This is a genomic window from Adhaeribacter arboris, assembly GCF_003023845.1.
Lineage (GTDB): Bacteria > Bacteroidota > Bacteroidia > Cytophagales > Hymenobacteraceae > Adhaeribacter > Adhaeribacter arboris.
In genome coordinates, this window is record NZ_PYFT01000001.1 from 1,724,878 (window position 1) to 1,741,497 (window position 16,620).

Sequence of the window (16,620 nt, forward strand, 5' to 3'; positions counted from 1 at the left end):
CAAGTATTATTGTAATTAATTATAGTTTCTTTATAATATATTAAATAATAGAAGTAAATAAGTTGAATTTTGATGGTTGAAGCTCAGTTATTTATGACTACTTGCGGTACGGTTTTTAGAACCAAAAGGAAGCTTTGCGGAAATAAAATTTTTCAATTATCTACTTTTCTATTTATCGTATGATAGGGGGAAAACCTTCTGACTGATTATATTAATTGTATTCTATATTTATTGCAGAATTGCTATTAAGCTAAAATTTTATATTAATCCTATTTTATTTTCTTCGCTTGCCTTACTATTTACGCGTAGTTTTAGCCCAGCTTTTCCTTTTAAGCTAAGGCAAATACCAATTTAATGGGCCGATTTAGTTGTAAAAGTTTTGGTGTAGTTTTTCGCCGGAATGCTTACCGTATATTTCTTTCCGTTTGGTTCTACCGTCATTTTTATAAAATTGGCCTGGCAGTTTTCTTTTAGGTTGGCAATAAAATCAGGGCTGGTATTATAGAGCGAATCGGCGCGCACATTTTTGTGAAGCTGAAAGCTTGCTTGCAAGGAGGGAATACTTTTTAAAGTAGCCACGGTTTCGGGTCCACAACCTTTGCGCGGACCGTTGTTCATAATGGCTACTACTGGGGCTAAAGTTTTCACGAGCGCGGGGTTATTACTCTGATCCAAGCCATGGTGATTTACCTGGTAAACATCCACGGTGCCCACTAAATTTTCCGGACATACCAAAGTTTTCTCCACGTTCCAGGTTAGATCGCCCCCGTCAAAAAAGCGGAACGGACCATAATCCAGTACTAGCACGGTACTATTGGCATTGTCGGAGGTATCAGTTGGCTTATCCGTTACTTCGCAATTAACGTTTAAGGATTTAGACTTACTTATGGGAGTAAAATTTTTGTTAAAACCTAATAAACGGAGGCTCAATTTAGAAAAGCCCGCGGGCAAATTTTTCAGATTTAGGAATTGGTTTGGCTGCAATGGCGATCGTTTTTTCACTATCATGTCGCGGTACGGCTGAATGCGGCTGGCAAACTCTTTATCTTCCCGCAACCTATCCGGAATGCCTTTATCGTGCGCTTCTATAAGAGGTAGTTTTTTTGCTAATGCCGCTGCCCCACCGTAATGATCGATGTGCCAGTGGGTAGTTATTAAATGGTCAATTTGATTTAATCCGGCTACTTCTTTTGCAACGTGGTAAATTCTATCGGCATCGCGGTTCCCGGGGTTGCCCGAATCTATCAGCACCGACTCGCCGGCGGGGGTTACAATTAAAGTAGCAGCGCCTCCTTCTACGTCTATCCAATAAAAAGTTAAATTTTGTTCTTGTTTTTTATTCTTACCAGGGTCTAAACCGCCCGCCAGATTAGTAGCCGCAAGCGCCATTGGTTTAGGCGAAGAACAAATTTGGAGCGGCAAAGCAATTAAAGCCAAGCCTAAAAATCGGGAAACAGCTTTCTTCATAACTAAGCGGCGCACTTTATGTAACACATGTATCAAGGTATTAGATATTAGCAGAAAATCCTATATAGTTAACCCGATTAAGAACCTGCTAATGCTTTTCCTACTAATCGTTGAGCTTCTCCGGACATAGGTAAAGTAAGAGCTATTTGCTGACCGCGCGGAGTCATCTTACGCCAGGTTTTTTGCACAATATCCACTACTTTTTCTTCTTCGTGCTGACGGGCAAAGTCGAGGAAATAATTTTCCAGAAATACCAAACAAACAATATCTTCCAGCAATTGAACTTCGGGGTCAATCTTTAACTGCCGCTTTAAAACCAGAAACTGAACCCTTTCGATAATTTCCGGGTCGTAACCCACTTCCTGCAATACCTGACTGGCCAAATCGGCGTGGTACTTCCGCAAGGTATTACGCCATTTATTATAACCCGCTAAATCCATAGCATAGTCGCGGCGCGGAATAGTCCAGCGGCGTAGGTGCTGGCACCGTGCGGCTAGCTGCAAGGCCTCTGAAGGATTAGGCTCTACTTGAAACAACCAGTCCGTCATGCGCTGAGCATACAATAATTCTTTGGGGTAAATTTTATCCTTGTAAACTTCCGTATTTGGATCTTCGCTGTTTAAGGCATCAAAACGGGCAATGGCCGCGTTAAACCGCTGTTGGTCCGTGCGCATAAATAATATTTAAAGTTTATTCGTTAAAGTTAATTATTTTCCGGTAATCGCTGTTAGCGTGGTAGTACAAACCTGCCTTTGGTTTAGGAATAAGTTTGTATTTTTGTGAGGCATGTTACGAAATACCCCTACCCTTCTTACCAGTAAATTAATCCTCGGCGTTGACCCGGGCACCAATGTAATGGGTTACAGCATTATTGAGGTAAATGGTTCTAAAGTGAAAGTACTGGAGTACGATGCTCTTTCGTTTAAAAATGCCCCCAATCATGCCGTTAAATTAAAGCGTATTTTTGATAACACTATCTTACTAATCCAAAAATACCTGCCCGATGAAATGGCTATTGAAGCTCAGTTTTATTCGAATAACGTGCAAAGCATGTTGAAACTGGGCCGGGCCCAGGGGGTAGCCATTGCCGCCGCTTTATCCCGCGACATTCCGTACGTGGAATATGCCCCCAAACGGATAAAACAATCTATCACCGGGAACGGGAATGCTTCAAAAGAACAAGTAGCGCTCATGTTAGGCCAAATTTTAAAATTGCCCACCGACTCTCCTAAATTGTTTGATGCTACCGATGCTTTGGCCGTAGCTATGTGCCATCATTATCAGAAAGGCATTAACACCCAGGCCGGTACCAAATCCTGGAAAAGCTTTATTACCGACAATCCCGGGCGAGTAAAGTAGATTTAAATTTTTGTTCAAATTCCGAATTTTACTTCACGCCTGAAATGAAAAAGCCTGGCTGAAAATTCATTTCCAACCAGGCACTAATCTTAAAGAAACAAATCAGCAATCCTTAGCTAATTAATTTTAGCCTTTTACATTGCTTTTATTTTGTAAAAATAATTTTGGTGGTTTGGGTTTTGGCAGGAGTATGTAGGCGCAGCAAGTACAAGCCAGCCGCTTGCTGGACTGAAGGCTGCCATTGGAATTGGTAGTTTTTCCCCGCTTCCGCTTGCCCCTGAAACAAAGTTGTTACTCTCTGCCCCTGGCTATTGTACACTTGCAGGCTGACTGGCCCGGATTCGGTTAGAGCCAGGCTCACCTGCAGGTGCTCCGTGAACGGATTCGGTCGTACTTGTAAGCGGGTTTCTGTGCTTTCCCTCACATTTATGCGAGCAACTGTACTCTCCCGGTTGGCCGTAACGGCAGTGGTTTCTTCGACTGCCGGAGCTTCCTGGCCAGAAAGGGCTACTTGCACCAACCAGTAATCCTGCTTTCCCTGACTCGGCTGGCTTTTATCCCCGCTGATGCCCGATTCAGTGCGTCCTCCGAGTAAATACCCGCCTTCCGGCGTGGCTACCAGGTTGCGCAGCTCTTCGATGCCTACTCCACCGTACCGCTGGTCCCATTGCTTATTGCCATTGCTACTGATTTTAACAATCCAGTAATCCGTACTGCCTCTGCTGTTCTGACTTTTATGCCCGCTGCGGGGTGAATCAGATTTACCGCCCAGCAAATACCCTCCATCCCTGGTCCGGATCACCGAACGCAACTCATCGTCGAGGCTGCCACCAAAGCGCCGGTCCCAGAGTTTTTCTCCCTCACCGTTGATGACGACTAGCCAGTAATCTTTTCCGCCCTGGCTCGCTTGGCTCTTATCGCCGCTTAGGCCCGAATGACTATACCCGCCTAAATAAAAGGAGCCGTTCGACAATCGTCCCATCGAAAACAGATGGTCTTTATCGCTACCGCCAAAACGGCGGTCCCAGATTTTGTTTCCCGCTTCGTCCAGGCGCACCACCCAGTAGTCTTCTCCGCCCCGGCTTAACTGACTGCGATCGCCGCTTAAACCCGATGCCGAAGCTCCTCCCAAGAGGTAGCCTCCGTCGGGGGTCAGGGTAAAGTTTTCCAGGTTGTCGTTGAGATTGCCGCCAAAGCGCCGGTCCCAGAGCTTAGTACCGGCCGCATTAATTTTGATTACCCAGTAGTCCCGCCCACCTTGGGAGCCTTGCGTTTTATCGCCGCTGGCCGGGGAAGAGCTGTAGCCCGCTACGAAGTACTCGCCCGTGGGTAGTTGACTGATTTTACTTAGCTCATCGTAGCTGCTGCCCCCATAGCGTTTGTCCCATTGCTTGGTTCCGGTGCTGTTGATTTTCACCAACCAGTAATCCCGATCGCCCCGGCTGTTTTGGGTTTTATCCCCGCCGCTGGGCGAATCGGAACTTCCCCCTAAAAGATAGCCGCCGTCGAGAGTGGGAATTAAGCGATTGAGGTAGTCGTTACCGGTTCCGCCATAGCGTTTGTCCCATTGTTTGTTGCCTTGCGCATCGATTTTGACGATCCAATAATCAATGCTGCCGCGGCTGGGCTGGCTCTTGTCGCCGGTATCTTCGGAATCGGTGTACCCCCAATGAGGTACCCGCCATCGGTGGTTCGGATAAGGTCGGTATAACTATCCCGACCCGAACCTCCATAGCGCTTGTCCCAGGCGGCATAGATGGAGGGATTCGTAATGGTAATGATATAATCTTCCGTTTCCCCGTAGTCAAATTCAGTACAGGATTGATCGCTGGTAACTTCGGTAGCAAAATGCGAGCGAACCCGCAACCGGTGCTGGCCAGCCGTAGCGCTGGCCGGAATAACAACTCTACCGGTATAATCATCGGAGACAATCGGCGAACTAAACACAAATTCTCCGGGATCATCAAAATCATTATCGCTATTATAATCAATCCACGCCCCAAAGCCTTGCTCAAAATCACCGGTGAGGGAAGCCTGTACGGTAATAGGATAGGCCTGGTCGCGGGTTACAGTAGTCGTATATTTTCCGGTGGGAGCATAACTACTATAGCCATTGCCTTGGGCATCGCACCCCGAAGCATTATTAGATAAAGTATTAAAATTAAAACTCTGAATAATATTTAAATCATCGCAGCCATACGTAATTACCGGAATGCAATTTACTTCTTGGAGTTTTACCAGCCAATAATCAACCAGGCCTTTTTTCGCCCCACTTTTATCATTCCCCATTCCGGAATCAGACCACCCGCCCAATAAAACTTCGCCGGATTTAGTAGCCAGAATACTAGTTAAATAATCTCTACCCGCACCCGAAATATACTTTTCCCAAATGGTATTACCAGAACTGTTTACTTTTGCTACCCAATAATCATCTACGTCATTGGTTTCATCGGTAGGATTACCGCCGCCCGCTAAAAATCCACCATCGGAAGTAGGAATTAAAGAAGTAACGACGTGACTGGTACCGTTCAGAACTTTATCTAAAATTTTATTACCATTACTATCTATTTTAACTAACCAATATTCGCCAATACCCACTTCAAACCAACCTTGGGTATCGGTTTTATCGCCTTCCGGAAAAGAATAAGAGAGGCCGCCTAATAAATAACTGCCATCAGCGGTAGCGACTAAAGCTTCGAGGTCGTCCGAAGATTTACCCCCAAACCGTTTATCCCAGATTTTATTTCCGGTACTGTTAATTTTTACGACCCAATAATCTGCCTGAGCCCCTCCCCAAACTGGTTCACTTTTATCACCTCCTACGCCGGAGCTCGATGATCCGGCTAATAAATAATGGCCATCCGGAGTAATTACCAAGGATTTAAATACATCGTTCCCCGAGCCGCCAAAGCGTTTATCCCAGATTTTATTGCCATCTTCATCAATTTTTAAAATCCAATAATCATTACCTCCCCGGCTCGCCTGAGTTTTATCGCCGTTTAATCCCGAATTAGAATAGCCGCCCAGAATAAATCCACCTCCGGGAGTTGCCACCAGCGCTTTCAGCACATCGTTGCCGCTACCGCCATACCGTTGATCCCACAATTTGGTGCCGTCGGCATTAATTTTTATTATCCAGAAATCCTGGCCTCCTCGGCCCGCCTGCGTTACATCACCACTAAAACCCGAGGATGATGTACCACCTAGTACATAACCGCCGTCGGAGGTATTAACTACTACCTGCAAGTTTTCTTCACCGGAACCACCGTAGCGTTTATCCCAAAGTTTATTACCTCTGGTATTCGTACTTACTAGCCAAAAATCATAACTTCCCCGGCGTCCCTGGGTTTTATCATTCCCCATGCTAGAGTTTGATCGTCCACCCAGTAAATAGCCATTATTGGTAGTAATCACGCTTTGCAGGTAAGAGGAGCCGTACGTTTGCGTACTGGTGTTTGTAATTACTCCTCCATACGTCTGGTCCCATTCTTTACTTTGCGCGTATGCTCCCCTCGCTAAATAAATGGTAAGCAGAAGCGTAATAGCGAGCCCGCGACGCCAGTAACTTAAAGTAGCTAAAAAAGAGAAAAGCATTTGGATACGGTGAAAAGTTACTTTCATACAGTTTGAGTTAAAAGTTAAGTTTACTAACAGATAAACATCAAAAAGAAAACCGCTCCGGTTAAAGCTTTATTTAACTTGTTAACAACTAGTAACCGCGGGTAAGTAGCCAGTTAAATACTTGGTGTAAAATAACTTAGTAAAAATTTTTAATCTATTGGCCTTTTAGCAAACGTAACCGGCAGTATAATTAACTGTTACTAAAAACTAAAACAAGATAAACGTTACCGGGCAGCCGGAAGAAGAGAACGACACTACTATTCTCTTAGCGAAGATTCTGAAAATGTTGTAGCCGGATTACTTAAAGTGATAAAGTAATTTAGTTTCAATAGCAACTTTAACTTATCGGGCAGTTAATTTTGGTAATATAAAGCTAAGCAAGCAATAATACAATACGGAAAATCAATTTTGTATTATCAATTTAAGAATAAATTGGGAATTTTATAGTAAATAGAGATAGATTGCAGAATAAGCCACCAAGTTTTTCCTTTATCCCTGGGCATACCTTTTCTGCAGCAAATCTTTCATGTACAAGTTAATTTCCCACAAATTAGCTAATGGCTGGCGGCTATAAGGTTCTTCAGGCATGTACGGGTAGGGGCCAAATTCCGGGCAAATAGTAAAAACTTCGGTACCTTTTTGACGATGGGTGTTGACAATGGCATCCCACCAATTTAAGTGATGCTGCAATGCTTCCTGCCATTCCGGCGCCCGCGGATCGCTTACCTGGGCCGATTGAGTATGTCCCACTCGGGCGTGCAGGTGATCTACCCGCGAAATCGCCAAAGCCATAATTTCCGGCTGATCTTCCAGGTAAGATTCGCATACGTTGCACCAGTGCGAAAAATCAGCGGCTAATCTTAAATCCGGAAATTTTTGTAAAAAATATTCCGTGTTGCGGGTATGAAAAGTAAATTTACCGCGATGTGTTTCGTGCAAGACGGGCACCCCGGTTTCCTGCGCGATCTCGGCGGCTCGTTGAATCAGTTGGGTGGTTTGATCAAGGGTATAATAATCTTTGCCCGTTTGCGAGTTACTGAAAAGAGGTTTTAATAAGGCATTGGTGTACAAATGTTCTTCGAACGAACGCAGGTAGTCTGAAAAAGTACTACCGCTAGCGGCCCATTGCGAGGCGATTAAGTCTAAATTGAATTCCTCTAACAAATCTCGTAGTTCTTCCCGGGCAGTCTGTTCTAAAGGCACCATCATCTCCACGCCTTCGTAACCGGCTTGCTTTATTTTAAGTAAATTGGCGCTCAAGGTTGGTTCTTCCATTCCCCAAATAGCCCGGAAAAATTTAATCTGCATATATTAAAACAGTTTTACTACTTGATAACTTAGGACAAATTAATAAACCTTACAGTAAACATTATTTGAGAAAGCTTTTTATAAAATTTTAATTCATAGACCAGAATCAGTACTTAATAAATTAATTTTCATTCTAAATTTAGCTTTTTACATAAAGTAAAATCCTTGTTGACATTAAGGAGCTTTTTGAATCGTTTTAGCCAATTGGCCCTTCTTCTAATTTACTCCCCAATTTTCATTCATAGTAAATCTTACACTCGCCTAGCGGCAAAGCAACAATTAGGTTTATCAAATTATTCAGCGGCTGTTCGCTAATTCTAGTAGCACCTCGTAATAATCCCGGTTTACCATTTTAGATTTAAGCCAGGCGTAATAACTCATGGCGTGTAAGTCTTCTTGTTCGGCCGGTAAAAAATCTAAATTTTCTTCTACTTGTTTATTAAAATTTTTGCCGATAACCGTATGGGGCTGCACAATTATTTGCTCTACTAACCAAAGAAAATTTGCTACATTTTTGTAAACGGGCATACTAAGTAAAGAGCTAAAGTTTCGGGTAATGGCTTTTCTTATATCTAAAGCTATATCCAAATTCCCGAGTTCGTACTGAATAATCAATTCGCCCAGGTTCTTTTTTAACACCCATTCTTTGCCCATTACTTTCTCGCACCATTTATCCGAGTGGTTTTGACGCAGTAAAATGCGATTCGCTTTGGAATAAGCTTTTTGCGCGAAATACAAAAAACTCAACCCTAATTGAGCCGTTAAGGTATCGCGTTGGTTTAGTAAATGGGCTTTATGCTCTATTAAATCCTCCATTAAAACTATCGACTCTGGTAAATTTTGCAGAAAAATAGCATTGGCGGTTTTCAGGAAAATATACTTCGGATAGAAAGTCGAATAATAACTCTTCCCTTCATTTTGCAGAGCTTCGTACAGTTCGTGCAGGTATTGGTTAGAAGTCTTAAATTTACGATTACGGTACAGCACGTGGGCAATCATGTACAATAGATTAATCCGGTAAATTTGTTGCGCCGCTGAAAACCCAGGTTCGGCCGTAATTTTTTGATATTCGGAAATGATGAACGGCTCGAAGGTAAAAAAATCTTTCCGGGCCAGCACCGCACTGCGGGCAATAGACATTAACTTGTAAAACAAGGCCGGCCGTTGACTTACGGCCTCGGTTAATCCGTAGGTTTGCAACACGTTTTGGATTATTTCATCAAATTTTAAGTTGCGACCCTGGGTGCGGGCTACGTTTAACTGTTGCGCAATCAGGCTATTGGCAATATTAGCTCTTTCGTCTTGGTCGGCGTTTACTTTATTGGCGTTGCGCTTTGCAATGATGCTATCCAGGTTATCGGCGAATTCATTATCCGCTTTTTCAATTTGCAGATTGTATATTGCATTCAGCAAATCAAATTGCTCGTTATCGCGGCCTAGTTTTTCTGCTTTGCGCAACGTATTCCAAGCCACCCGGTCGGCCCGTACTTCAAATAAATACCGCGCCAGCGAAAGTAATCCCATAATAGAAGAACTGGCCGTGGGGTCCTCGGTCATGCGTTTTAGTACCACATAATCCGTGAGGTGCTGCATCAAGCGCTTCCGGAGGGCATAATAAGCTACTGCATTAGGCTCTTCCGGATATAAGCGGGCAATCAGTTCCTGGGGTTTGTATTTTTTCTTTTGCTGCAAAAGCAGAAATAATTCGTAATCCTTCCGGTTAGTTTTCTTTTTCTGCCGCTGAATAAAACTACTAAATTCCTTTTTGTCTTCGGCCGATAAAGAGTCAATCGTAATTTTTAAATCATCCATGCTTTTTCATTTAACCCGAACTTCAACGAAACAAGAGTAAATACCAATTACTTTTCAGGTATAATTACTTAAACTTTACTGCTATTCGATTTCCTCACTTTAAAAATTCCTGCAAACGGATATCAATTCTGATTGCCAGAACTATCTCCGGAAACTTACTAAATAATCAGCCACAATTTTAGCGCTTCGTTAGATTATGAATTAGAAATTTAGGCTAAAAAGTGGTTCAAGCTAGAATAGATGCTAATCTCATATCAACCAATTAGTTTGGAGAAGCACTAATGGCAGCCATATTTTTAACTTTTATTAGAATGGAAGCAACCAATAAATGCAAAAAATTCAGCTGCGTTGCGTGTTAAGTCCAGCATTACAGTATTTTCGAAGTATTCGATTTAAAATTCTACAAAAATTTTCGTTGGTTACTTATGCAAAAAGCACCAGTCGTGCATCTTGGTAATAGTACCAAGTCTTCACTATTTTTAGGTACAGCTTGTGGCTAGTTTAATCTGGTAAGACTTTCTCTTGTAATTTCAAATTTTTGTTATGGCAGATACAATTCGCAGTGCCTAGAAATAGTTATTACTTTACAGACCCTGTATACCACTCAAAAACAAGCCATTAAGCATGCTTTTCACCTTTACTATCCGGGAAAAGCAATCTTATCTGTATTAAAATTTATTATTTCTTGTTGCATTACCTATTTGTAATAACCAAAGAGTATACCTGCGTCCTGGTGAGTTGGTGGAGTAGATTGGATTTAAACGCAAGGCTTAACCCCTTAACTGTTTTAATTTATGAAAAATCTAATTACTCTTTTATTAATTCTTATTGGTCCTGGTGCTGTGGTAGCTCAATCCGTAAATCCGGGCAAAATTTCGGGTTCCCTCACTGATTCCGTTACGGCAAAACCCGTGGCCTACGCTACGGCGGCTCTCAAAAAAGAAAATAAGCTTTTTACCGGCACTACTACGGAGGCATCCGGAGCTTTCCTGATTACCAACCTGCCAACCGGTAATTATAAACTGGAACTTTCCTTTGTGGGTTATCGTACTAAAACTTTTCCGGTAACTCTTACCGCCGAGCAAACCACCCTGGATTTAGGAAAAATTCAACTTAGTCCGGATACAAAAATACTGAGCGGCGTAACTGTTACGGGTCAGAAGGCTTTAGTAGAAGATAAAGGCGACCGGTTGGTCTACAACGCTGAAAAAGATATTTCCAACGCGGGCGGAACAGCGGCCGATGTACTCCGGAAAGTTCCCACGCTAACCGTTGACTTAAACGGCAACGTGCAGATGCGCGGCAACAGCAACCTGAAAGTCTTGGTAAACGGCAAACCTTCGGCCATGATGGCCCGCAACCTGGCCGATGCCTTGCGGCAAATGCCCGCCAACATTATTAAATCCGTTGAAGTTATTACCAGTCCCGGCGCTAAATACGATGCCGAAGGCTCCGCCGGCGTCATTAATATTATCACTAAAAAAGGTTTGCAAGGTTTTAATGGCTCAACCAACATTACGGCGGGTAATTTTAACCGCTCTATCGGCACTAATATAAATTATAAAAAAAAGAAAATAGGTTTAACTCTCTCGGCCAACACCTATCAGTACCGTAACCAATGGGAAAGTGAGAACACCCGCACTACTTTATTTAACAATCAACCACAAAACATTCTTATTCAAAGAAGCATTGCCGATAATACGGGTACGGGTGGCTACGGCGAAATGAGCTTAGATTTTGACCCGGATTCCCTGAGCCGGATTAACTTCTCGGCCAACGTGTGGGGCGGAAATTTCCCCAACAACAGTACGCTTTATAATCGCCTCACTAATCCAGCCGGACAGGAAATTCAAGCCTTCCGCAACGACCGGCGTTTCCGGAATCCATACGGCAACGGACAATTAGATTTAGGTTATACCAAAACTTTTAAGAAACCCGAACAGGAATTTTCCTTACTGACCCAATTTAGCCGAATGCCCGATAATTATTTCTACGATACGGATAGCTACTCGCTGGCGGAACAATTAACCTACCGGCAACACAGCACCAATTACAGTCGCAATAAAGAATACACAGTACAAACCGATTACACGCATCCTTTCACGGTAAAAGGCGCCCACGATACTACCAGTATTAAACTAGAAGTGGGCGTAAAAGGAATTCTGCGCGATATTGGCAGTGAGTACCGGGTCGCCGAATCTTTGGACGGAGCCGGTGAGTTAATTCCGAATCCTTCCCAGTCCAATGATTTTAATTACAAGCAGCAGGTTACGTCCGGGTACACCTCAGTGCGTTTAGATACCAAAAGAAAATGGGGCTTAAACATAGGAGCCCGGCTGGAGCACACCGATATTAAAGGTGATTTTGTTACAACCCAAACCAAATTAACTAATCAATACAATAATTTAATTCCGAGCATTACCCTATCCAAAGGCATAAAAACGCAAACGTTTAAAATAAGCTATACGCAACGAATTCAGCGGCCACTTATCTGGTACTTAAACCCTTGGCTCAATGCTAGCGATACCTTAAATGTAAATACCGGCAATCCTTACCTGAAACCAGAGTTAAACCACGCCACCGAGTTAGGTTATAATGTAACCACTAAAAAAGGATTATCGGTTAATACGGCTTTTTATTGGCGCTACACCGATAATGCCATTGAATACTTAACCGTTGCCGACCCAAATGGAGTTACCATCAGTAAACCCCAAAACATTGCCACCCGTCAGGCGTATGGCTTAAATTTAAATGTATCCGGTCAGCCTAATAAAGAATGGAACCTGAACGGAGGTTTAGACCTGCGCTACGTAGCCCTGCGCAGCCCGGCTTTAAATCAGAGTAACAATGGAATGGTCTGGAGTATAAACTTTAACAGCACATACAAATTACCGAAAGATTTTTCATTACAAGCCAACGGCAATTTTGGTTCTGGCTGGATTAGTTTGCAAGGTACTAACTCGGGCTATTATTGGTACGGCTTTGCCGGCAAGCGTGAATTCTGGGACAAAAAAGCCAGCCTTACTTTAGGCGTTAACAACCCGTTCAAACGAAGTATTCAACAAAACGGCAAACAAACGGCGCCCACCTTTATCAGCGATAATCGTTGGTCGTTCGTTAATCGTTCGGTACGGCTAACGTTTGAATGGCGTTTCGGTCAGATGACCGCAGGTGGCGGCAAACAAAGTAAAAAAATCACTAATGACGATAAAGGTGGCCGGTAAGATTAACTATTTTATTAAATAATTCCTCCATCTAAAGCTAGAGGCAATTTAATAGTATGTATCCAAAAAACTGTTAATTATCATATTCTTTTCAACGTTCTCACTTTACATGGTGTCACTGGTTACTGCTAGCTTCTGGTAAATTGCCACTAGCTTCCGCTAGTATATTTTGTAAATCGGAATAGAAATAAGATATAACTCATAATTTCCTCGTATCTTTGTATCCCATAAGCCTTAAAATACTTATGGATTCTAAATATATTTTTGTGACGGGCGGGGTAACTTCCTCCCTCGGGAAAGGCATTATTTCCGCATCGCTCGCCAAACTTTTACAAGCCCGAGGTCTCTCGGTTACTATTCAAAAATTCGACCCTTACATTAACATCGACCCCGGTACCTTAAATCCTTACGAACACGGTGAGTGTTTTGTAACCGACGATGGCGCCGAAACCGATTTGGATTTAGGCCACTACGAGCGGTTTCTAAATATTCCAACTTCACAAGCCAATAACGTAACTACCGGTAAAATTTATAACCACGTTATTACTCAGGAACGCCAGGGAGCTTACTTAGGGAAAACCGTGCAGGTAGTACCGCACATTACCGACGAAATTAAACGGCGTTTACTTTTGCTCGGCCAAACCGGCGTATACGATATTGTGATTACTGAAATTGGGGGTTGTGTTGGTGATATTGAATCGTTGCCTTTTATTGAAGCCGTGCGCCAGTTACGTTGGGAATTGCCTCAAAGCGATTCGTTGGTAATTCATTTAACGCTACTGCCTTACCTGAGAGCAGCCGGTGAATTAAAAACCAAACCTACCCAACACTCGGTAAAAGCACTTTCGGAAGCTGGAGTACAGCCCGATATTTTGGTTTGCCGGTCGGAGCACCCTATACCGTTGGAGATGCGCAAGAAAATTGCCCTTTTCTGTAACGTTAAGGTAAACTCTGTAATAGAATCGCTGGACGCCGAAACTATTTACGACGTGCCGCTGATGATGAAAAAAGAAAAGCTAGATGACCGGGTTATCAAAAAACTTAAAGTTGCGGGAAAACACGAGTTAAATCTCGACTCCTGGAAAGAGTTTTTAGGCCGTTTAAAAAACCCCACCGAAGAAGTAAATATTGCCTTAGTTGGTAAATACGTGGAGTTGCCAGATGCTTATAAATCCATTATTGAAGCGTTTATTCATGGTGGTGCCGCCAATGAATGTAAGGTCCGTATCAAAACCATTCAATCCGAATACATTACTCCCGACAATATCGACATGCTGTTAGGAAAAAGTGATGGGATTTTAGTAGCACCCGGTTTTGGTAGCCGGGGTTTTGAAGGTAAACTGGAAGCCATAAAATACGTGCGAGAAAGAAATATTCCTTTTCTAGGTATTTGCCTGGGCATGCAGTGCGCTGCCGTTGAATTTGCCCGCAATGTGTTAGGCTTATCAGATGCAGCATCCACGGAAATGAACCCTGACACTACTAATCCGGTTATTGATTTAATGGAAGGGCAGAAAGATATTACCCAGAAGGGTGGTACTATGCGATTGGGTGCCTATATTTGCGAGTTAAAAAAAGGAAGCCGGGCGCAGCATATTTACGGAAAAACTAAAATCAGCGAACGGCATCGGCACCGTTACGAATTTAATAATCAATACTTGCAAGCATTCGAAGAAAAAGGCATGTTAGCCACGGGTATTAACCCCGAAACCAATCTGGTAGAAGTAATTGAATTGCAAAATCACCCCTGGTTTGTCGCTGCCCAATACCATCCCGAATTAAAAAGTACTGTTCTTAATCCGCACCCGCTGTTTGTGAAATTTATAAAAGCGGCTATTCATCACACCAAAACTAAAAACGATTATTTAAAAGGTTAATACCTATATTATTTTATGGAGAAAAATCAAGCAGTAGGCTTAGTTATTATTTCGGTCCTGCTGATCGTTTACATGACATTTTTTGCTCCCAAAGAGCCACCAAAACCTGTTCAGGAAAAACCAACCACTACCGCTGGTGCTTCCTCCACTACTATTGCTGCCACTCCCGCTAACATACCGGATTCGGTACGTGCCCAAGCTCTAGGCGAGTTTGGTACGGTAGCCGTGGGTACTGCCGAGGAAGCCCACCTGGAAAATAAAAACCTGCGTGTTACTTTAAGCACCAAAGGCGGTAAAGTAGAAGAAGTACTACTAAAGAATTATAAAACCTGGGATAAAAAACCGCTGGTATTATTCGATAAGCAAAGCAGCCAAACGGACATAAGTTTTCAAACTAATTCCGGCAAAACAGTTAAGCTATCCGATTTATACTTTAAAGCCTTGCCGGTTTCGAACCAGAATGGCACTCAAGCTATTACCTACCGGGCGGAATTAGGAGCAGGTCAATCTATCGACCAGACCTACGCTTTAACGCTAGACGGGTTTACTTTGGACTACAAACTTAGCTTTAAAGGTTTAAATCAACTACTAACCGATAAACCTCTGATTTTAAGTTGGAACGACCGATTAAAAAAGACAGAATTTGACCTGAAACAAAACCGGGATCATTCGCGCCTGAACTTGATGACCGCCGAAGAAGACTTTGATTACTTAGTAGGCAAACCCGAACAAGCAGAAATAAAAAAATTAGAAACTCCGGTTAAGTGGGTGTCTAATAAACAAAACTTTTTCTCGGCCGCTATTATTGCTAAAAACACTTTTTCTGGGGGCGAGGTAAAAGCTTCTTTTAACCAGGCGGACACAACCGAAGTTAAAACTTTTGCTACTACGCTTGCCATTCCGGCCAAAGATGTACTGGGCAGCGGCGGTGAATTTACTTATTTTTTCGGGCCTAATGATTACACCGTTCTGAAGAAATTGCCTTTCAATTTTGAGCGTAATCTAGAACTGGGCTGGGGCATTTTTGCTTACGTAAATAAGTTTCTGATTATTCCGGTTTTCCACTTCCTACAGAAATTTATTAGCAGTTACGGTATTATCATTGTTCTACTGGTTTTGTTTATTAAAACCTTACTGCTGCCGCTTACTTACAAATCGTACCTTTCCATGGCTAAAATGCGGGTATTAAAACCCGAGATTGACGCCATTAAAGAGAAGCACGATGGCGACATGCAAAAGACTCAATCGGAAACCATGAAGCTGTACAGCGAAGTGGGCGTAAACCCCATGAGTGGCTGTATTCCGGTGGTGCTTTCGATTCCGGTATTGTTTGCCTTGTTCAACTTTTTCCCTAATTCGATTGAACTGCGGCAAGAACCGTTTTTATGGGCCCGCGATCTTTCTACCTACGATGTTTTTGCCCGTTTGCCATTTACCATTCCGTTTTATGGCAACCACGTGAGTATGTTTACGCTTCTCATGACGGCTTCGACCATCCTGTATACCTGGTCGAATAATCAGGTAAATACCAGCATCCAGGGACCCATGAAGTTCTATTCTTACCTGATGCCTTTAGTATTTTTATTTGTGGTTAATTCACTTCCTGCTGGTTTAAGTTTCTACTATTTTGTGGCCAATATTATTACTTTCGGCCAGCAAGAGTTAATTAAGCGTTTTGTAGATGAAGATAAAATCCGGGCAAAACTGATTGCCAATAAAGAAAAAAATAAAAACAAACAGCCGGGTGGTTTCCAGAAACGTTTGCAAGATGCCATGAAAGCTGCCTCTGAACGCGAAGCTCAGCAAAAGAAAAGCAGCAAAAAATAGAATCGCGGATTTCCGCAGATTAAAGGATTACGCAGATTATTTATAAACAGAAAAGCCGTTCTTAATGACTAAGAACGGCTTTTCTGTTTATAACTGATACTTAAGAATTTAAATTTACTTTTACA

General features: G+C 42.8%; 10 protein-coding genes. 4 read left to right on the forward strand and 6 right to left on the reverse strand.

Annotated features, from left to right (window positions below):
- Positions 1–351: 351 nt before the first annotated feature.
- Together AHMF7605_RS07100 and AHMF7605_RS07105 are read right to left on the reverse strand one after the other, a co-directional pair.
- The gene (locus AHMF7605_RS07100) at positions 352–1,467 is read right to left on the reverse strand and encodes a ComEC/Rec2 family competence protein (RefSeq protein WP_106927806.1); all 1,116 of its coding nucleotides are present in this window, start codon (positions 1,465–1,467) and stop codon (positions 352–354) included.
- Positions 1,468–1,544: 77 nt separating this feature from the next.
- Positions 1,545–2,141: a DUF4202 domain-containing protein gene (locus tag AHMF7605_RS07105; RefSeq protein ID WP_106927808.1), complete on the reverse strand. Its 597-nt coding sequence runs from the start codon at positions 2,139–2,141 to the stop codon at positions 1,545–1,547.
- 112 nt (positions 2,142–2,253) lie between these two features.
- Between AHMF7605_RS07105 and ruvC the strand changes: the two genes are divergently transcribed.
- A complete protein-coding gene (ruvC, locus tag AHMF7605_RS07110) occupies positions 2,254–2,826 on the forward strand; it encodes a crossover junction endodeoxyribonuclease RuvC (protein ID WP_106927810.1) in 573 nt (190 codons plus the stop codon).
- A 145-nt stretch (positions 2,827–2,971) separates the two neighbouring features.
- On the opposite strand, the gene AHMF7605_RS07115 is transcribed toward ruvC, so the two are convergent.
- From AHMF7605_RS07115 to AHMF7605_RS07130, 4 genes are all read right to left on the reverse strand, one after another.
- Positions 2,972–4,243 carry a T9SS type A sorting domain-containing protein gene (locus AHMF7605_RS07115; RefSeq protein WP_146153533.1) on the reverse strand — a complete coding sequence of 424 codons (1,272 nt, stop codon included), beginning with the start codon at positions 4,241–4,243 and terminating at the stop codon, positions 2,972–2,974.
- Positions 4,244–4,344: 101 nt separating this feature from the next.
- A complete protein-coding gene (locus AHMF7605_RS07120) occupies positions 4,345–6,447 on the reverse strand; it encodes a GEVED domain-containing protein (RefSeq protein WP_106927814.1) in 2,103 nt (700 codons plus the stop codon).
- Positions 6,448–6,936: 489 nt separating this feature from the next.
- Complete coding sequence (locus tag AHMF7605_RS07125) at positions 6,937–7,755, reverse strand: sugar phosphate isomerase/epimerase family protein (protein ID WP_106927816.1); 819 nt, start codon at positions 7,753–7,755, stop codon at positions 6,937–6,939.
- 297 nt (positions 7,756–8,052) lie between these two features.
- The gene (locus AHMF7605_RS07130) at positions 8,053–9,567 is read right to left on the reverse strand and encodes a hypothetical protein (RefSeq protein ID WP_106927818.1); all 1,515 of its coding nucleotides are present in this window, start codon (positions 9,565–9,567) and stop codon (positions 8,053–8,055) included.
- Positions 9,568–10,361: 794 nt separating this feature from the next.
- Here AHMF7605_RS07130 and AHMF7605_RS07135 point away from each other — a divergent pair.
- From AHMF7605_RS07135 to yidC, 3 genes are all read left to right on the forward strand, one after another.
- Positions 10,362–12,791: a TonB-dependent receptor domain-containing protein gene (locus AHMF7605_RS07135; protein ID WP_106927820.1), complete on the forward strand. Its 2,430-nt coding sequence runs from the start codon at positions 10,362–10,364 to the stop codon at positions 12,789–12,791.
- 245 nt (positions 12,792–13,036) lie between these two features.
- Positions 13,037–14,668, forward strand: coding sequence for a CTP synthase (locus AHMF7605_RS07140; RefSeq protein WP_106927822.1), 1,632 nt, complete (start codon positions 13,037–13,039; stop codon positions 14,666–14,668).
- Between the two features lie 15 nt (positions 14,669–14,683).
- Positions 14,684–16,495 carry a membrane protein insertase YidC gene (gene yidC / locus AHMF7605_RS07145; protein WP_106927824.1) on the forward strand — a complete coding sequence of 604 codons (1,812 nt, stop codon included), beginning with the start codon at positions 14,684–14,686 and terminating at the stop codon, positions 16,493–16,495.
- Positions 16,496–16,620 lie beyond the last annotated feature (125 nt).